This window comes from Streptomyces niveiscabiei (assembly GCF_033794345.1).
Lineage (GTDB): Bacteria > Actinomycetota > Actinomycetes > Streptomycetales > Streptomycetaceae > Streptomyces > Streptomyces niveiscabiei.
Window position 1 is genome coordinate 1 of the sequence record NZ_JARAYJ010000001.1, and the last position, 17,671, is coordinate 17,671.

The following is a 17,671-nucleotide window of genomic DNA, read 5'->3' on the forward strand; positions in this document are numbered from 1 at the left end:
CGTGAGCGCCCTCGGTGAGCCTCAGCTCGTCCGGCTCCTGGACGGCACGGAAGAGGCGGACGCGTCACCGCTGACGGACTGGCGGACCGAGTACGGCGGCGTCCTCAACGTCCAGACCGGCGAGATCGAACTCCCCACGCCGACCTTCACCCCCTGCCCCTACGAGAACTGCCCCGACTGCAAGCGGGAGGCGGCCCATGGTGACCGCTGAGCACATCGGGAAGACCGTCACGGACGGCGTACGCACCGGCGTCCTCATGGCCATCTGCGAGGACGTGGACGAGAACCAGCTTCCCGCGTACCGCAAGCCGATCCCCATGGCATGGGTACGGCCCGAACGCGGCGGTATCGAGTGGAACGCGCGGCCCTCCACGCTGGACCTCGCATGAGGGCCGTGTGCACCGTCGTGGTTGTCCTCGCCGCGGCCGTGTGGACCCTCGTCGTGGCGTGGGCCGTCGCCCGTTTCACCACCTGACCCCCCTCAAGCGACCCCGCCCGCTGCGTCCGTTCCCCTGATGACCAGCGGGTGGGGTCTTGTTCAACAGCGGGGTTTTTCTGTGTTCGGGTCAGACCACGAAGACCCCCCACCGGCCGGCAGCCGACCTACGACGCATCTTTCACCACCCCCAACTGCCGTGCCAGCCACGTAGGTACGCCCCCCAGCAGCTGGAACAACCTCCTCGCCTCCTCCCGCAGCCTCGAAGCCTCCGGCTCGACTTCCGCGTCCGCCAACGACGCCAGTGCCGGAGCCGTCCCCACCAGGTACCCCAACTCCTCCCGCAGCCGCAGGGATTCGGCGAAGCCGTGCCGGGCCTCCGTCAACTCCCCGTCTCTCAGGGCCAGTCCGGCGAGGTGGCGCCAAGTGAACGACAGCAGCAGGGAGTCGGACGCCTCGGCAGCAGCAGTGTGGGCCCGCCGATACGCAGCCCGCGCGGCCTGAGGCGAACTCGCGAGGTTCTCGGCGAGGAGCCCCCGACGGAAGTCGAGCAGGGCCCTCTGTGTCACCCCCGGAGGGATCAGCGCGGCGGCGCGGCCAAGGGCGGCACGCGCCTCGTCGGTGCGGTCGCGCACCCCGTGCAGAGTGGACGCGTAGGCCAAGTACCCGCGTTCACAAGCGGCGGCGCCCCGCTCGGAGTCGGAGTGGGCCAGCGCCTCGGCCCCCCGCAGCGCGTCCTCCGCGTCGGCCCACCCCTGCTCCGTGTACAGGCACCGTTCGACGAGCAGAGAGGCCCGTTGCAGGGAACCCGCCGCGGTGTCGGCCGGCAGCAGGGCCACCGCGTCGACCCAGCACGCACGTGACCGCAACCGCCATACCGCGGTCTGGAGGGGATCGTCACCAGGGGTCGTTCCGTAACCAGACATGGCGGTGTGCGCCACGTTGCCCTCCCCGAGCACGCCTTTGAGCTGTGAGTGGTGGCCGCATCTCAGCACGGATCGTGTCACGGGGCCAAGGGGGCGGGTGAAGGATTTCACAAAGTCGGGGGAAACCGGTCCGCCGGGGTTTCACCAGCGGCAGGCCCCGGGTAGGCACTGCCAACTCACCGGAAACGCACGCCACTTGCCCCCGCCGGAGCCTCAACTCATCCTGAGCGCCAGGAAGAAGTCCAGCTTGTCCTCCAGCTTCGACAGGTCCCGCCCCGTCAACTGCTCGATGCGGCCGACGCGGTAGCGCAACGTGTTGACGTGCAGGTGGAGCCGGGACGCGCACCGCGTCCAGGAGCCGTCGCAGTCGAGGAACGCCTCCAGCGTCGGGATCAGCTCGGCGCGGTGGCGCCGGTCGTACTCGCGCAGCGGGTCCAGCAGCCGCGCGGTGAACGCCCGCCGCACGTCGTCCGGCACGAAGGGCAGGAGCAGGACGTGCGACGCCAGCTCCTGGTGCCCGGCCGCCGACACGGGACCCGGCCGCGCCGCCGCGACCCTGCGCGCGTGCCGCGCCTCCTCCAGCGCCCCGCGCAGCCCCTCCGCCGAGTGCACGGCCGCGCTGACGCCCAGCGTGAGCCGCCCGTCCCCGTCGAGCCCGGCGGCGAGGGGTTCGCGTACGGCGTCCAGGAGCGCCTCAGCGAGGACGCCCGTCTCGGAGCCGTCGTGCTCGGAGACGACCGAGGGCAGCGGAACCAGCGCGACGGCCTCCTCGCCGGTGTGCGCGACGGCGATCCGCTCGGCCGGCTCGGCCCCCGTCGCGAACCTCCCGCCGAGGATCTCCTCCAGCAGCGCCTGCGCCACGGCCCCGCCCCCGGCGTCCCCCTCGCCCCAGCCGCCGGGCTCCCGCTCGCCCCGGGCACCCACGGCACCGCCGTCCGCCGCCCGGTCACCACGACCGGCGCCTGAACCACGTACCGGCCCGGAGTCCCGTACGGCCCCGGATCCCGAGCCGACAGCCGAGCCCGAGCCGTAGCCGGGGCCCGAGCCGAGCGACAAGCCGGAACCCCCGCCCCCGCCATGACCGGCGCCCGAGCCGGAACCCCCGCCCGAGCCCGTCCCGGTCCCCGTGTTCGTCCACTCCACCCGGGCCGCCACCACCTGCCAGTGCGGAGCCGCCGCCACCCCCGGCAGCAGGACCGGTGCCGCGACCCGCAGGCGTGCGGCGATCTCCGGGGGCGCGGCGCCCGTCTGGATCAGGTCCAGGAGTTCCTGGGCGAGCCGGCGGCGTACCGTGCGGGCGGCGTCGCGGCGGTCGCGTTCGACGGCGATCAGCTGGGTGACGCCGTGCAGGAGGTCCATGCGCTCGTCGGGCCAGTCCCCGGCGTCCGCCTCGACGGCCAGCAGCCAGTCGGTCAGGGCGGTCTCGCGGACGTCCCGGGGCGTCCGCGCGGCCCGGCCGCCGCCCCGGACGGGGAAGAGGGAGTACGTCGTGGCGCCGGCCAGGACGCGCTGGGGGCCGCGGCGGCCGGTCCGCGCCGCCGCGAGGTGCTCGGCGGCCAGCCGCGTACGGAGCTCGGCGGGCAGCGCCGCGCCCCGGGACCCGGCGACGAGCCGTCCCGTGGACGACAGGACCCACGCGCGCAGGTCCAGGTCGGAGCCGAGGAGGTCGAGGACGACGTCGGGGCCGCCGCCCGCGGGGCCGGACGTCATCATGCGGCGGTGCCGGTCCACGACCGCCGCGAGGTCCCCGGCGCGCTCGCCCGACACCTGCCGGACGACGTGCTCGGTGACCGTCGCGAACGACACCGACTCGTCGACGCCGAACAGCGGCAGCCGGTGCTTCGCGCAGGCCACCACCAGGTCCTCGGGGACCTCCCCGAACTCGGCGGTCCCGGCCGCGAGCGCCACGACCCCGGCCTGCACGAGGACCTGGACGAACGGCTCGGAGTCCGCCGCGTCCCGGCGCCAGGCGAGCCCCGACAGGACCAGCTCGCCGCCCGCGAGATAGCGGCTCGGATCGCGCAGGTCGGTCGTCATCACCCCGCGGACCGTACGGTCCAGCTCGTCCCCGCCGCCGAGCAGCCTGAGGCCCAGCGCGTCGGTGTCCAGCAGTGCGCGCAGCCGCATGGTTCGTCGCCGCCGTTTCCGTGTCTCGAAATCTACGATGGAGGTCGGGAATCGTTTCCCGTGTCCCCCCGTGTTTCCGTGTGTTTCCGTGGGAAGACAGGGAGGTTTCTGAGGCCTTCTCTTCATATGAATCTACAAGATGACCTTCCCGACCAGCCAACTCCTTCGGAGTTTCGGTGACTGACCCGGTCGGCGCAGCGGCTTGTGTACTGGCCGTGATCCCCGTGAACAAGAGATGAACACGACAGGATCCGGACGACGTAGGAGAGAGCCGGTCATGGACTTCCTTCGCCCCGCCAGCTGGGAGGAGGCGCTCGCCACGAAGGCGGAGCACCCCACCGCTGTGCCGATCGCGGGCGGCACCGACGTGATGGTCGAGATCAACTTCGACCACCGCCGACCCGAGCACCTGCTCGACCTGAACCGGATCACCGATCTGTACGAGTGGGAGGTCGGCGAGGACTCCGTACGGCTCGGCGCCTCCGTCCCGTACACGCGGATCATGGAGCACCTGCGCGACGAGCTGCCGGGCCTCGCGCTCGCCGCCCACACCGTCGCCTCGCCGCAGATCCGCAACCGGGGCGGCGTCGGCGGCAACCTCGGCACCGCCTCCCCGGCCGGGGACGCCCACCCCGCGCTCCTCGCGGCCGGCGCCGAGGTCGAGGCCGAGTCGGTGCGCGGCAGCCGCCGTATCCCGATCGACGACTTCTACACCGGCGTGAAGCGCAACGCGCTCGCGCCCGACGAGCTGATCCGCGCCGTGCACATCAAGAAGGCGGACGGGCCGCAGCAGTACGCCAAGGTCGGCACCCGCAACGCGATGGTGATCGCCGTCTGCGCGTTCGGGCTCGCGCTGCACCCGCAGACGCGGACCGTGCGGACGGGCATCGGGTCGGCGGCGCCGACGCCGGTGCGCGCGAAAACGGCGGAGGAGTTCCTGGCCGCCGAGCTCGCCGAGAACGGGTTCTGGGACAACGGCCGGATCATCACCCCTTCCCTGGCCAAGGAGTTCGCGAACCTCTGCGCCGCCGCCTGCAACCCCATCGACGACGTACGCGGCACCGCGAGCTACCGCCGCCACGCGGTCGGCGTCCTCGCCCGCCGCACACTCACCTGGACCTGGGAGTCGTACCGGGCCTCGCTCCGGAAGGGAGGCGTCGCGTAATGCGCGTCAACTTCACCGTCAACGGCCGTCCACGCGAAGCCGACGACGTCTGGGAGGGGGAGTCCCTCCTCTACGTCCTGCGCGAGCGGCTCGGGCTGCCGGGCTCCAAGAACGCCTGCGAGCAAGGGGAATGCGGGTCCTGCACGGTCCGGCTGGACGGAATTCCCGTCTGCTCGTGCCTCGTTGCCGCCGGGCAGGCCGAGGGCCGCGAGGTCGTCACCGTCGAGGGCCTCGCCGCCGAGGAGGGCGGGCTCGCGCCCATCCAGCAGGCGTTCATCGACGCCGGGGCCGTCCAGTGCGGCTTCTGCACGCCCGGACTGCTCGTCGCCGCCGACGAGATGCTCCAGCACAACCCGAGCCCCTCCGACGCCGACATCCGCGAAGCCCTCTCCGGCAACCTCTGCCGCTGCACGGGCTACGAGAAGATCATGGACGCCGTACGCCTCGCGGCGGCCCGGCAAGGAGGGTGACCGTGCCTCGTACAACTCCCGTCGGACTCACCCAAGGTGCCGCGGTGCGCGGCGGCATCGGTGAGTCGACCCTCCGGCCCGACGGCACCCTCAAGGTCACCGGGGAGTTCGCGTACTCCTCCGACATGTGGCACGAGGACATGCTGTGGGGGCAGATCCTGCGGTCGCCGGTGGCACACGCGGAGATCGTCTCCATCGACGTCGCCGAGGCGCTCGCAACTCCCGGTGTGTACGCCGTCCTCACCTACGACGACCTGCCGACTGACGTACGCCACTACGGACTTGAGGTCCAGGACACGCCCGTCCTCGCGCACGGCAAGGTCCGCCACCACGGCGAACCCGTCGCCCTCGTCGCCGCCGACCACCCCGAGACCGCGCGCCGCGCCGCCGCGAAGATCCAGGTCGAGTACCGCGAACTCCCGGTTGTCACCGACGAGTTGTCGGCCACGGCGCCGCACGCTCCGCTGGTGCACGAGAACCGTACGGACCACCACTTCGCGCACGTACCGCACCCGAACGTCCTGCACCGGCAGCCGATCGTCCGGGGCGACGTGGGTGCGGCGGCCCGGAAGGCGGATGTGATCGTCACCGGCGAGTACGTCTTCGGCATGCAGGACCAGGCGTTCCTCGGGCCGGAGTCGGGGCTCGCCGTGCCCGAGGAGGACGGCGGGGTCCACCTCTACATCGCCACCCAGTGGCTCCACTCCGACCTCCGCCAGATGGCGCCCGTGCTCGGGCTGCCCGAGGACAAGGTGCGGATGACCCTCGCGGGGGTCGGCGGCGCGTTCGGCGGGCGCGAGGACCTGTCGATGCAGATCCACGCCTGTCTGCTCGCGCTGCGCACCGGCAAGCCCGTGAAGATGGTCTACAACCGGTTCGAGTCCTTCTTCGGGCACGTCCACCGGCACCCCGCGCGGCTGTTCTACGAACACGGCGCGACCCGCGACGGCAAGCTCACGCACGTCAGGTGCCGCATCGTCCTCGACGGCGGCGCGTACGCCTCCGCGAGCCCCGCCGTCGTCGGCAACGCGGCGTCCCTCGGGGTCGGGCCTTACGTCGTCGAGGACGTCGAGATCGAGGCGCTCGCGCTCTACACCAACAACCCGCCCTGCGGGGCGATGCGCGGCTTCGGGGCGGTGCAGGCGTGCTTCGCGTACGAGGCCCAGATGGACAAGGTCGCCGCTCGGCTCGGGCTCGATCCCGTCGAGTTCAGGCGGCTCAACGCGATGGAGCAGGGGACCTCGCTGCCGACCGGACAACGGGTCGACTCACCCGCGCCGGTCGCCGAACTCCTGCGGCGCGTCAAGGCGTTGCCGATGCCGCCGGAGCGGCAGTGGGAGAGCAGCGAGGGCGTCGACGTACGCCAGTTGCCGGGCGGCCTGTCCAACACGACGCACGGCGAAGGGGTCGTGCGCGGGGTCGGGTACGCGGTCGGCATCAAGAACGTCGGCTTCTCGGAAGGATTCGACGACTACTCAACTGCCCGTGTCCGGCTGGAGGTTGTCGGGGGCGAGGCCGTCGCCGTCGTGCACACCGCCATGGCCGAGGTCGGGCAGGGCGGGGTGACCGTCCACGCGCAGATCGCCCGGACCGAGCTGGGCGTCTCCCAGGTGACCATCCATCCCGCCGACACGCAGGTGGGCAGCGCCGGTTCGACGTCCGCGTCCCGGCAGACGTACGTCACCGGCGGGGCCGTCAGACACGCCTGCGAGCTGGTGCGGGAACGGGTGCTGGAGATCGGGCGGCGGAAGTTCGGTACGTACCACCCGGCGTGGGCGCACGCGGAGTTGCTGCTCGAAGGGGGGAAGGTCGTCACCGACGCGGGAGAGGTGCTGGCGGATCTCGCGGACGTGCTCGACGGCGAGAGCGTGGAAGTGGAGCGCGAGTGGCGGCACCGGCCGACCGAACCCTTCGACCTGCGCACCGGTCAGGGGAACGGGCACGTGCAGTACACCTTCGCCGCGCACCGGGCCGTCGTCGAGGTCGACACGGAGCTGGGGCTGGTGAAGGTGATCGAGCTGGCGTGCGCGCAGGACGTGGGCAAGGCGCTGAATCCGCTGTCCGTCGTCGGGCAGATCCAGGGCGGTACGACGCAGGGGCTCGGGATCGCCGTGATGGAGGAGATCATCGTCGATCCCAGGACGGCGAAGGTGCGCAACCCCTCCTTCACGGACTACTTGATCCCAACCATCCTCGATACGCCGACCATTCCGGTCGACATCCTCGAACTCGCCGACGAGCACGCGCCGTACGGGCTGCGGGGTGTCGGTGAGGCGCCGACCCTGTCCTCGACTCCCGCTGTTCTCGCGGCGATTCGCGCGGCCACGGGGCTTGAGCTGAACCGGACGCCGGTTCGTCCCGAACACCTCACCGGGACGGCGTGAGGAGGCTTGCGATGCTGGATATCTCCGGGGAACTGAGCCGATGGGCGGCGGAGGGGCGGGAGTTCGCGGTGGCCACGGTGGTCGCCGTGGAGGGGAGCGCGCCCCGGCTGCCGGGGGCCGCGCTGGCCGTCGACGCGGACGGGGTGGCCGTGGGGTCGGTGTCCGGGGGGTGTGTGGAGGGGGCCGTGTACGAGCTGTGCCGGCAGGCGTTGGCGGACGGGTCCGCGGTGGTCGAGCGGTTCGGGTACAGCGACGAGGACGCGTTCGCCGTGGGGCTGACGTGCGGAGGCGTCATCGATGTGCTGGTGACGCCGGTCCGGCGGGTGCCGGCCGCCGCGGTCCGGGGCGTCGCCGCCGGGGAGAGCCTGGCGCTGGCCCGGGTGGTGCGGGGGCCGTCGGAGGCGCTGGGGCGCGCCCTGCTCGTGCGCCCGGACGGTTCCTACGAGGGGTCCCTCGGCCTGCCCGCCGGGTTCGAGGCCGACCGTACGGCGGTCGCGGAGGTGCGGGCGTTCCTCGACGCGGGGCGGACCGGGACCGTGGAGGTGGCGCGGTGCGGGGCGCCGGTGACGCTGCTGGTCGAGTCGTCCGTCCCGCCGCCCCGGATGATCGTGTTCGGGGCGATCGACTTCGCGTCGGCGCTGGTGCGGATCGGGAAGTTCCTCGGGTATCACGTGACCGTGTGCGACGCGCGGCCGGTCTTCACGACGCGGGCGCGGTTCCCCGAGGCCGACGAGGTGGTCGTGGAGTGGCCCCACCAGTACCTCGCCCGCACCGAGGTGGACGCCCGGACGGTCCTGTGCGTGCTGACCCACGACGCGAAGTTCGACGTACCGCTGCTGCGGCTGGCCCTGCGGCTCCCCGTCGCCTACATCGGCGCGATGGGCTCCCGCCGGACCCACCTGGACCGGCTGACCCGCCTGCGTGAAGAGGGCGTGACCGACCTGGAGCTGACCCGCCTCCACTCCCCGATCGGCCTCGACCTGGGGGCGCGTACGCCCGAGGAGACGGCCCTGTCGATCGCGGCGGAGATCACTGCCAGTCGGCGGGGCGGCAGCGGGGTGCCGCTGACCGGGGCGCATACGCCGATCCACCATGAGGAGGGCGGGGGGAAGAGGTTGGGGGCGGTGGCCTGAGGGGGTTGTGTCTTCTGCTGCAACCACGACTGCTGCAACCACGACGCTCCCGCACCCGGCCACTCACCCGAAGTGCTCCCCCACCAACACCCTCACCGTCTCCAAGTCCCCTCCCACCAGCGCCTCCACCAACCGCACATGATCCGCCGCGTCCGCCAGCAGGTCCCCGCTCCCCTGCTGCGTCCGCCTGTGCAAGTCCTCGGCGATCCGCACCAGTTGGCCATTGCCGGAGAACCCGAGCAGTGCCCCGTGGAACGCCCGGTCCGCCTCCGCGTAGGTGGCCCGGCAGCCCGATGTCGCCGCCCGCACGCTCGCCTCCGCCAACGGCCGCAATTCCGCCCAGCGTTCGCACGGAACAGTACGGGCCAGGCGGAGTATCACCGGTACTTCTATGAGGCCGCGTATCTCGGCCAGTTCCGCCAGCTCCCGCGCACCGCGCTCGACCACGCGGAAGCCGCGGTTGGGGACGACCTCGACGGCGCCTTCGAGGGCGAGTTGCTGCATGGCTTCGCGGACCGGTGTCGCGGAGACGCCGAAGCGGTCGCCGAGGGCGGGGGCGGAGTAGACCTCGCCGGGGAGGAGTTCACCGGTCCCCAGCGCGGAGCGCAGCGCGTCGAGGATCTGCCCCCGGACGGAGGCGCGTTGGACGATCGGCCGGGGCCGGGGGATCGGCAGCTCGCTGTGGGTGTGCTCGCCTCGCGCGAAACCCTGCTGAGGCACGCTCGCCCGGCGTTCGGTGGCCTCACCGGCGTACTCGGCGTCGGCGTGGCCCTCTAAGCGCGCGGCGGCGATCCCGTAGGGCTCGTAGGAGCCCGGTGTGGCAGGGGTCACGGGGGTCTCCTCCGGGCTTGTCGGTACTTGGGGCCATTACGACCGGTTGTTACTCGTCCGTCAAGCACCTTAGGCCCACCGGCTCTCAGTTCAAATCCCAACCATCATGGGTAAGGTTAGGCTTACCTTCAGAAACTCGTGGATCGGTGGCCCCGGCATGCCCACTCCCCCGCCCGTCGTGCACGACGCGTACGCCCGCCTGACGGAGGTCTGCCCGAGCGTCACGGTGCGGCACATCGGGGACGGCGAACCGGCGCCCACCGCCCCGGGCTGGGTCTCGGCGGCGGGGCTGGCCGAGGGAAACGCCGAGCTGGAGCGGTACCTCGCCTGGGACGACGCGCAGATCCTGCGGGACCACGGCAGGAAGGGCCGCCCGGACGTGGTCGCGAGCTTCGGCCTGCACCGCTACTCGTGGCCGGCGTGTCTGCTGTTCACGATCCCCTGGTTCCTGCACCGCCGGGTGCCGCGCTTCCCCGTGACGCATGTCTCGTACGACCGGACGGAGGGGATGCGCCTCGCGGTCCGTACGCCGGAGGCGTTCGCGTGTCTGCCGGGCGACCCGGCGGCGGGGCGGCCGGGGGCGCGGGTCGTGCCGGACGAGGAGGCGCTGAGGGCGGAGCTGCGCGCGGCGGTCGCCGAGCACCACGAGCCGCTGCTGGCGGGCTTCGGCCCGCGTATGCGGCGCAGGGGCCGGGCGCTGTGGGCGATGGTGACCGACGAGATCGTCGAGGGCGTCTGGTACGTCGCCGCGCTGCTGGGCGAAGAGGAGAAGGAACGGGCGCGCCGGGAGCTGGAGTTGCTGCTGCCGGGGGCGACGCGGCCCTACGTGGGGACGGCGGCGTTCCGTGAACTCACCGGCCCCGACGGGCAGTCGCTGCCGACGCGGGACCGGGCGAGCTGCTGCATGTACTACACGATCGACCCGGACGACATGTGCGTGACGTGTCCGCGCACCCGCGACGCGGAGCGGATCGCCAAGCTCACGGCCACCGCGGCGAGTTGACGCCGGCTCAAACACCCCCTCGGTGCGGGGTTCGTCCGGTGCTGTCGTAAGATCATCGCCGAACGGGACGGCCGTACGGTAACAGGGGATTCACAATTTCCTCACCAGCCGCGGGAACTTTCCGTGGAACCATCCGTACGGGTAGTCTTATTCGAACTCAACTCCCGCCGCTCAAGCAGCAGTTCGAGCAGAACGTCGCCGTGGGCATCCCCTTGCACCTCCTTGGCGGCCTCTTGCCCCGAAACCCCCTTGAGGGCCGGTGGGATTGGGCCAATATGGCGGGCGATACGCCCTATCCCAATGCAAGGGACTCCAGATGAGACTGACCGACATATCGCTGAACTGGCTGCTTCCGGGCGCCGTACTGCTCCTGGGCCTGCTGGCGGCGATGGCGGTGCTCGCGCGGAGCAAGCGGTCCGGCGGGGAGCACGCCAAGGACGACTCCTGGGAGCGCAGCGAGGAACGGCGTAGGCGCAAGGAAGCGTTCTACGGCATGGCCTCCTATGTCCTGCTGTTCTGCTGCGCCGCCGTCGCCGCGGCGCTCTCCTACCGGGGGCTGGTCGGCTTCGGCCGGGAGAACCTCGGCCTTTCCAACGGGTGGGAGTACCTCGTCCCGTTCGGCCTCGACGGTGCGGCCATGTTCTGCTCGGTCCTCGCGGTGCGCGAGGCGAGCCACGGTGACGCGGCGCTCGGCTCCCGGATACTGGTGTGGACGTTCGCGGGCGCTGCCGCCTGGTTCAACTGGGTGCACGCGCCCCGGGGTCTGGGTCACGACGGCGCGCCCCAGTTCTTCGCCGGGATGTCCCTGTCCGCCGCGGTCCTCTTCGACCGGGCGCTGAAGCAGACCCGCCGGGCCGCGCTGCGCGAGCAGGGTCTGGTGCCGCGTCCGCTGCCGCAGATCCGTGTCGTGCGCTGGATAAGGGCTCCGCGCGAGACGTACAAGGCATGGTCGCTGATGCTCCTGGAGAACGTCCGCAGCCTCGACGAGGCAGTCGACGAGGTGCGCGACGACAAGCAGCGCAAGGAGGAGTCGAAGCGGCTGCGGCGTGACCAGCAGCGCGTGGAGAAGGCCCAGTTGAAGGCGATCAGCCGGGGTCACCGGGGCTTCCCGGGGCGCGGCGGCCGTCCGATGGAGGCGCCCGCCGAGGTCGCCCTGGAGCGGGTCGCGGCCTCCTCGGAGCCTGCCATAGCCGGCGCCGGAGCACCGGAGCAGCTTCCGGTCCGCCAGCGTCCGTCCCTCTCTCCGGTCCGGCACGGCTCCGAGGCGTCCGCCGCCTCGCCCACGACCGTCGACCTGACCGCGGAGGACGACACGATGGCGCTGCCGCGACTGGACTCCCTGGAGCGCAAGCTCAAGGATCTGGAGCAGCAGTTCGGCTGATGCCGTACGGAGTACCTCGGGGCGGGGGCGCGACCTGAACAGGGCCGCGCCCCCGCCCCGTTGTGCGTCCTGCGGCGATCCGCCGCGCGAACTACGCGGCGTCCGCGTCGAGTTCGAACCAGATCGCCTTGCCGATGCCGTGCGGCCTGATCCCCCAGGAGTCCGCGAGGGCCTGGACCAGCAGCAGGCCCCGGCCGTGGGTGCCGTCGTCGGCGCGCGGCGCCTGCGGGCGGGGCAGCCGGTCCACGAAGTCCCGTACCTCCACGTGGAGTCCGTCGGGGCCGACGGACGCCGTCAGGACCGCGTCGTCGTCGGTGTGGAGCAGCGCGTTGGTGACCAGTTCGCTGGTGAGCAGCTCGGCGATGTCCGAGCGGCCCGGTTTTCCCCAGTTGTGCAGCAGTTCCCTGAGCGCGTGCCGGACCTCGGGCACCGCGCCCAGGTCCGCCCGCCCCAGCCGCCGTCTCAGCTGCGGCTGCCCCGTGTCGATGGAGTCCTCGCCTGTCCGTCTCGCCGAGGAGGCCCCGATCGCCGTGGGACCGCCCCCTCGTGCCTGCCTCTTCATGACCCCCGCCCGCGCGCCGATGTCGGTTTCCCCCCTGCTCGAACACGTTCACGGGGATCCATGCCCCGTGAGGCGGGCGGCAGTCATGGGCCGTCGCCGACGCCCAGGTGTTCGGCCATGTTGTCGGCACGGGGTGTCATGTCGACCCCGACACCCCTGACCTGCCGACAAAGGCCCGGGGCATATGCCACTGGCCCGCTTCGGGGTGACCGCCAGGACACCGGGCTTCTGCGCGGCGTGTACGCGAGCGGGAAGGGCGGTGGTGTGTGCTTTGCGCGACGCGGACACCCCGCGACGCCCTCCGGACACCGCCCGGTCTACGCGCCCCCGGCGTACGGGTCGGTCCCCCGCGTCGAGCCCCGGCTCCCGAACCCGTCGTAGCCCGACCGGAGCCCGGGCCAGAGCCTGTCACCGGGTTACGGGCCGCGGAGCGCGCCGCGGGCCCGCGCCGTGCACGTGAACTTGGCCGGAAACCGACGCGCGTCCGGGAGGCGGGGTGGTGCGGACGAGGGCCCGGTGCTGGTCACGGGCGGGTGAGCGGCGGGTGAACGGGAGACGTGGCGCGAGCGCGACGCCGAGAGCGGGCCACGGAGGGGGTCAGGGCCCGACGTAGAGGTGACGCGGAGGGGAACCGGCGCCGCAGATACGGCACTGCCGGGGCGTGGTGCCGGGGCGTGGTGCTGGGGCCGCCCTCTCGTCCCCCATGCGTGAGGGCGGCCCCGTCCCGGATGGTCAGCGGAGCTTGTTCACCGCCGTGACCGTGGTCTTCTTGAACGCCTTCACCGGCGCGTCCTCGAACGTCCCCAGCTGCCCCCAGTCGACGACGGTGACGGTCCGCCCGTCCCGGCCGACGCCCAGCAGCCGTACGTCGAGCGCGCCCCACTCGGCGGCCGTGTGCAGGCCGAAGACGTGCGCGCCCTCCTCGACCTTCACCGCGCCGTAGTCCTTGAACTCGGCCTGGATGTCCGGGTACTTCTGCTCGATCCGCTCGGCGCAGGAGCGGAAGTCCTTGACGATCCGGGCGTAACGCCCCTTCGCCTGCGTCTCGTCGGGCAGCACCACGCTCACCTGCCAGGCCCCCGCGTCGAGGTCGGTGCGGAACGTGCGCGACCAGGTCCCGCCGCCGCTCAGGGCCTTGCCCAGGCACGTGTCCTCCTCGACCTCCTCCGGGACACCCGCGGTGACCGGGCCCGCCGTCCACGGGGAGGAGAGGTACGGCGGCAGGTCGCCGGCCGCGAGGAAGCCCGGCGGGGCCGGGTTCGTGGCGGCGGGTACGGCGGTCGCGGTGACGACCGTCAGACAGACGGCGGAGAGCGCGGTGAGCACGGCCGCGTGCAGGCGAGTACGCATGGGTGGTCCCCCGTGAGTGTGTACGTGGATGTGAAGGGGTCGCACCCCGGCGTACCGTCGGCGCAGCGGGTCGGTTCCGACCGGGCCGTTCGGTGCGACACCATGAGCATCAGGGGCCACGGGGGAGCACCGCAAGCGACAGCGGCCGTCCGCCGGGGATGGAACCATCCCACCCCTGCTGACGTGCAGATATACGAGTGCCTGGGATGCCGTCCCAGGCCCGGACACCACGGGGGCACGGTGACGAGCGGCCAGCATGCGGCGGACTTCGCGGAACGCCTGCGGGACCTGAAGTCCCGCACGGACCGCAGCTACGGCTCCCTCGCGCGGCGCCTGGGCATGAACACCTCCACCCTCCACCGGTACTGCGCGGGCGAAGCCGTCCCCCAGGACTTCGCCCCCGTCGAACGGCTCGCGGGCTTCTGCGGAGCGACCCCGGAGGAACGCCTCGAACTGCACCGGCTGTGGTTACTGGCGGTCCAGGAGCGCCAGGGACGGCAGGAGCGGGGGCGGAAGGGGGACGGGGGGACCGGGGACGGGGCGGGGGCTGACGGGGCAACGGGCACGGAGGGCCTCCCGGCCGAGGCGGGTTCAGGGGCGGCGGCCGGTGTAGCGGGCTCGGGGGCCGAGGTGGGGGTGTCACTCCGTGCCGGTGCCGGTGCGGCGGCCGACGCCGGGGGCGGCACCGGCATCGACGGCGACGGCGACGGCGACGGTATCGACACCGTCGTACGGGACTCGACCCCGTCCCGGCCCCGGGCCTGGTACCGGCGTCGTGCGGTCGTGTTCGCCGCTGTCGCGTGTGTCGTCGCGGCGACGGTCGGGACGCTGTCCGCGCTGCCGGACGACCGGCGGCCCGGGGCTCCCGGGGCGACCGCGCAGGCGGGGAACGACGTGCCGTCGCTCAGTTCGCGGCCGGGGAAGGTGACGCCGCGTGCGAGCGGGAGCGGCTCGCCGTCGCCGTCGGTGTCGCCCTCGGTGAAGGGGGGTGGGCCCTCAGCCGAGGCCGGGGTCGGGGCCGGGCCCGGGGCGGGGGTGTCCGCGTCGCCGGCCGGCTCCGGCGCGCCCGGCGAGCAGCCGTTCACCGGTACGCCCCTCACCTGGAGCGTCGACTCGCACGTCTGGAACCAGGGCTGCGGCCACTACTACGTCATCGACCAGCCGCCCGCGCAGGTCCCCCCGCCCCCGATGTCCCAGGACGCGCGCGCCTGGGCGGCGGCCGAGGGCGGGCTGCACGGCAAGGAGACGATGGTGCGCGTCTCCGTGCAGGGCCGCTCGGACACGGCGGTCGTGCTGGAGGCGCTGCGTGTGCGCGTGGTCGGCCGGGGCACGCCCGCCGCCGGGAACGCGTACGCCATGGACCAGGGCTGCGGCGGCTCCCTCACGCCCCGCGAGTTCGCCGTCGACCTCGACAAGGACCGCCCGATCGCCCACTCGATGCCGGGCAACGACGCGGGCACCGAACTCCCCGCCGTCAGCTTCCCGTACCGCGTCTCCGCGAAGGACCCGGAGATCCTGCTCGTGACGGCGCGCACGACGGGCTGCGACTGCTCCTGGTACCTGGAGCTGGACTGGTCGTCACAGGGCCGTACGGGCACGGTACGGGTCGACGACGCCGGCCGTCCCTTCCGTACGACGGCGATCACGGGCCTGCCGAGGTACGTGTACGACACCCTGAACCGGAACTGGCGTCCGTACACCGACTGACCTCAAGGGCGGGGGATGTTCCGGAGCGGGCCGGCTGGACCATGCGGCCGGCTCCCCCGTCCAGCGGGGGCTTCGACATACAGCCCGGTCAGGCACAGGTGCCGTGCTCACGCCTCCCAGACCGCCGCGGCCGTCCTGTCGTCCGCGTACCCCTTCACCCTGATCTGGATGTCCGCGAGGAACTCCGCGAGGCCCGGGACGGGGGCCCCGGCCCAGCGGGCGGTGAGGTGCCCGGCGAGCTCCAGCTCTCCCCGGAGGGGGTCGGCGAGGCCGGCCGTGCACATGAGGAGGGTGTCGCCCGGTCGGGCTACGGAGGTACGGAAGAGGAAGGGGTCGGGGGGCGGGAGATGGTCGTAGGGGGTGGGGTGGTCGGCGTGAGACGCGGCGGGCCGGGGGGAGGGGGCCGCGCTGTACGGTCCGGTCGGGCGGGGTGGGCTGGGCGTGCGTGCGCCCGCGTCTGGGCCGGGCTGGTTCAGGGCGCGTGGCCCTGGGGCGTACGGGCCGGGCTGGTTCAAGGCGCGTGACCCTGGGGCGGCGTACGGGCCCGCCGGGTTCGCCTCGTACGGGCCGCTCAGGTTCTCCTCGGACGGGCCGGCCGGCGCCGTACCGTCCGGGGCGGGCAGGGGCGGGGTGTCCGGGAGCGTCGCGTCACGGGTGTGCGGGAGTGGTTCGCGGGGGTTTCCCCGGGGCCTCGCGGTGAGGTCCGGTTCCCCGGCCGGCTCTCCCGGCGCCGGTTCGATGTCCTGCCACTCGTCGCCGCGCAGCCGGAACAGGCCGCCCTCGCCCACGCCGAAGAACACGCGGGTCCGGCAGGCGGGGTCCGCGGGCAGGAGCAGGCACCTCAGGGTCGCCGTGTACTCCTCGGGGGTGAGCCCCTGCTCCGCCGCGCCGGCCCGCAGCCGGCCGAGGCTGCGGTCCGTGAGCCGGTGCAGCCCCGACTTCAGGTCCCCCCGCCTGCCCGCCCTGATGTCCTCCGCGAGCCGCACATGGCTGCGCCCCACCGCCCGTCCGATCCACCGGCACACCTCCGCGGCAGCCCTGTGCGCCCCGGCCGTCGCCCTCGCGCCGGTCGCCATCGCGACGAGCACCAGCGCGTTCTCGCCGTACCCGAAACGCGCCGTGAGCAGCGCGTCCCGCCGGGGCTCACCCCGGTACCGCGCGGAGTCGCCCCGCAGGCTCACGGCCCGCAGCGTCCCGGCCCCGTACCGGGCGCCGTCCAGCACGGTGTCCGGGACGAGGTCGTCCAGGGCGTCGGGGTCGGCGAGAGGGAGAGCGGTCGGGTCGGCGTCGTACGTGGGCGGGCCCGAGCCGATGTAGGGCTTGAGGTGGGGGCGGGGTTCGTCGAGGGTCTTCCGGGTGAGGGGGGTGGCGGAGGCCGGGGTCGCGGGGGCGTCGACGGGCAGGGCTGAAGGGGGACCTGACGGCTGGGCGGGGACCGGAACTGCGTCCTCGGGTACGGGCGCCTCGACAGGCACACCTGAACGCAGACCCGACGGCTGGGCAGAGCCCGGAACCGAAGCGGCGTCCCGGGGTACAGGCGCCTCAACAGGCACAGCTGAGTACGGCCCCGCCGGCTCGCCGTAACCCGGAGCCGAAGCGGCGTCCCACGGTGTGGGTGCCTCGGAGGTCGACGGAACGTGCCGCGCCGAGGAGTCCTCCGGAGTCTGGGAAGCATACGAGGTCCCGGACCCGGTCGGTTCCGGGCACTCGGCGAAGCCCGGCGGCAGAGGACCCGGCGGAAAGCTCACCGGCCCGGCCGGAACCGCGGGCGGCGGCTCCCAGGGGGCTCGGTACGAGGTGAGCCCGGCCGGGGAGGGGCGGGGCGGCGTGGGTCGGGGCGAGTCGGCCGGGGGCGACGAGGACTGCGGGGAATCCGCCGAGGGCAAGAAAGGCTGCGCGGAAGCGGCCGAGGGCGGCACGGAAGCGGCCGGCGGCGGCGAAGGCTGGGGCGAGTCTGCCGGAGGCGACGAGAGCTGCGGGGAATCCGCCGAGAGCAAGGAAGGCGGCACGGAAGCGACCGAGGGCGGCACAGAAGCGGCCGGCGGCGGCGAAGGCTGGGGCGAGTCTGCCGGAGGCGACGAGAGCTGCGCGGAAGCGGCCGAGGGCAAGGAAGGCTGCGCGGAAGCGACCGAGGGCGGCACAGAAGCGGCCGGCGGCGGCGAGGGCTGGGGCGAGTCTGCCGGAGGCGACGAGAGC

Annotated in this window: 15 protein-coding genes and 1 pseudogene; 10 read left to right on the plus strand and 6 right to left on the minus strand. The window is 73.0% G+C overall.

Going from position 1 to position 17,671, the window contains the following annotated elements; all coding sequences use genetic code 11:
- The first annotated feature begins 1 nt into the window (after position 1).
- The gene (locus tag PV682_RS00005) at positions 2–211 is read left to right on the plus strand and encodes a hypothetical protein (protein ID WP_319722566.1); all 210 of its coding nucleotides are present in this window, start codon (positions 2–4) and stop codon (positions 209–211) included.
- Entirely contained in the window at positions 198–389 is a 192-nt protein-coding gene (locus tag PV682_RS00010) for a hypothetical protein (RefSeq protein ID WP_319722568.1), read from the plus strand. Before PV682_RS00005 ends, PV682_RS00010 begins: the two co-directional genes overlap by 14 nt.
- A gap of 214 nt (positions 390–603) precedes the next feature.
- Here the strand turns inward: PV682_RS00010 and PV682_RS00015 are convergent, their stop codons facing one another.
- Positions 604–1,377, minus strand: a complete 774-nt coding sequence (locus PV682_RS00015; protein WP_319722572.1) for a hypothetical protein — start codon at positions 1,375–1,377, stop codon at positions 604–606.
- A 198-nt stretch (positions 1,378–1,575) separates the two neighbouring features.
- Positions 1,576–3,489 (minus strand): PucR family transcriptional regulator, encoded by a 1,914-nt coding sequence (locus tag PV682_RS00020; RefSeq protein WP_319722574.1) that lies wholly within the window; start codon positions 3,487–3,489, stop codon positions 1,576–1,578.
- Between the two features lie 277 nt (positions 3,490–3,766).
- On the opposite strand from PV682_RS00020, the gene PV682_RS00025 reads away from it, so the two are divergent.
- Genes PV682_RS00025 through PV682_RS00040 form a run of 4 tightly spaced genes read left to right on the plus strand, consistent with a single transcriptional unit; the run spans position 3,767 to position 8,641 of the window.
- On the plus strand, positions 3,767–4,654 hold the full coding sequence (locus PV682_RS00025) for an FAD binding domain-containing protein (protein WP_319722575.1): 888 nt from the start codon (positions 3,767–3,769) through the stop codon (positions 4,652–4,654).
- Positions 4,654–5,124 (plus strand): (2Fe-2S)-binding protein, encoded by a 471-nt coding sequence (locus PV682_RS00030; RefSeq protein ID WP_319722577.1) that lies wholly within the window; start codon positions 4,654–4,656, stop codon positions 5,122–5,124. Before PV682_RS00025 ends, PV682_RS00030 begins: the two co-directional genes overlap by 1 nt.
- Positions 5,125–5,126: 2 nt before the next feature.
- Positions 5,127–7,508 (plus strand): xanthine dehydrogenase family protein molybdopterin-binding subunit, encoded by a 2,382-nt coding sequence (locus PV682_RS00035; RefSeq protein WP_319722580.1) that lies wholly within the window; start codon positions 5,127–5,129, stop codon positions 7,506–7,508.
- An 11-nt stretch (positions 7,509–7,519) separates the two neighbouring features.
- Positions 7,520–8,641: an XdhC/CoxI family protein gene (locus PV682_RS00040; protein WP_319722582.1), complete on the plus strand. Its 1,122-nt coding sequence runs from the start codon at positions 7,520–7,522 to the stop codon at positions 8,639–8,641.
- 63 nt (positions 8,642–8,704) lie between these two features.
- Here the strand turns inward: PV682_RS00040 and PV682_RS00045 are convergent, their stop codons facing one another.
- Entirely contained in the window at positions 8,705–9,472 is a 768-nt protein-coding gene (locus tag PV682_RS00045) for a GntR family transcriptional regulator (protein WP_319722584.1), read from the minus strand.
- A gap of 157 nt (positions 9,473–9,629) precedes the next feature.
- Here PV682_RS00045 and PV682_RS00050 point away from each other — a divergent pair, with 157 nt between their 5' ends.
- Both PV682_RS00050 and PV682_RS00055 read left to right on the plus strand, forming a co-directional pair.
- On the plus strand, positions 9,630–10,475 hold the full coding sequence (locus tag PV682_RS00050) for a (2Fe-2S)-binding protein (RefSeq protein ID WP_319722586.1): 846 nt from the start codon (positions 9,630–9,632) through the stop codon (positions 10,473–10,475).
- A 316-nt stretch (positions 10,476–10,791) separates the two neighbouring features.
- A complete protein-coding gene (locus PV682_RS00055; protein WP_319722588.1) occupies positions 10,792–11,856 on the plus strand; it encodes a DUF2637 domain-containing protein in 1,065 nt (354 codons plus the stop codon).
- Positions 11,857–11,947: 91 nt separating this feature from the next.
- Here the strand turns inward: PV682_RS00055 and PV682_RS00060 are convergent, their stop codons facing one another.
- Together PV682_RS00060 and PV682_RS00065 are read right to left on the minus strand one after the other, a co-directional pair.
- On the minus strand, positions 11,948–12,418 hold the full coding sequence (locus PV682_RS00060) for an ATP-binding protein (protein ID WP_319722590.1): 471 nt from the start codon (positions 12,416–12,418) through the stop codon (positions 11,948–11,950).
- Between the two features lie 732 nt (positions 12,419–13,150).
- Positions 13,151–13,768, minus strand: a complete 618-nt coding sequence (locus tag PV682_RS00065) for a hypothetical protein (RefSeq protein ID WP_319722592.1) — start codon at positions 13,766–13,768, stop codon at positions 13,151–13,153.
- A 240-nt stretch (positions 13,769–14,008) separates the two neighbouring features.
- Between PV682_RS00065 and PV682_RS00070 the strand changes: the two genes are divergently transcribed.
- On the plus strand, positions 14,009–15,475 hold the full coding sequence (locus PV682_RS00070; protein ID WP_407705557.1) for a helix-turn-helix domain-containing protein: 1,467 nt from the start codon (positions 14,009–14,011) through the stop codon (positions 15,473–15,475).
- A 107-nt stretch (positions 15,476–15,582) separates the two neighbouring features.
- On the opposite strand, the gene PV682_RS00075 is transcribed toward PV682_RS00070, so the two are convergent.
- Positions 15,583–17,223: a protein phosphatase 2C domain-containing protein gene (locus tag PV682_RS00075; RefSeq protein ID WP_407705558.1), complete on the minus strand. Its 1,641-nt coding sequence runs from the start codon at positions 17,221–17,223 to the stop codon at positions 15,583–15,585.
- A 79-nt stretch (positions 17,224–17,302) separates the two neighbouring features.
- On the opposite strand from PV682_RS00075, the pseudogene PV682_RS00080 reads away from it, so the two are divergent.
- A pseudogene (locus PV682_RS00080) lies at positions 17,303–17,671 on the plus strand (hypothetical protein); the annotation flags it as partial.

Bases quoted from the DNA above. Each gene is read 5' to 3' on its own strand.
- PV682_RS00010 (WP_319722568.1), top strand. From the start codon at position 198: ATGGTGACCGCTGAGCACATCGGGAAGACCGTCACGGACGGCGTACGC.
- PV682_RS00020 (WP_319722574.1), bottom strand. From the start codon at position 3,489: ATGCGGCTGCGCGCACTGCTGGACACCGACGCGCTGGGCCTCAGGCTG.
- PV682_RS00025 (WP_319722575.1), top strand. From the start codon at position 3,767: ATGGACTTCCTTCGCCCCGCCAGCTGGGAGGAGGCGCTCGCCACGAAG.
- PV682_RS00030 (WP_319722577.1), top strand. From the start codon at position 4,654: ATGCGCGTCAACTTCACCGTCAACGGCCGTCCACGCGAAGCCGACGAC.
- PV682_RS00040 (WP_319722582.1), top strand. From the start codon at position 7,520: ATGCTGGATATCTCCGGGGAACTGAGCCGATGGGCGGCGGAGGGGCGG.
- PV682_RS00050 (WP_319722586.1), top strand. From the start codon at position 9,630: ATGCCCACTCCCCCGCCCGTCGTGCACGACGCGTACGCCCGCCTGACG.
- PV682_RS00055 (WP_319722588.1), top strand. From the start codon at position 10,792: ATGAGACTGACCGACATATCGCTGAACTGGCTGCTTCCGGGCGCCGTA.
- PV682_RS00060 (WP_319722590.1), bottom strand. From the start codon at position 12,418: ATGAAGAGGCAGGCACGAGGGGGCGGTCCCACGGCGATCGGGGCCTCC.
- PV682_RS00065 (WP_319722592.1), bottom strand. From the start codon at position 13,768: ATGCGTACTCGCCTGCACGCGGCCGTGCTCACCGCGCTCTCCGCCGTC.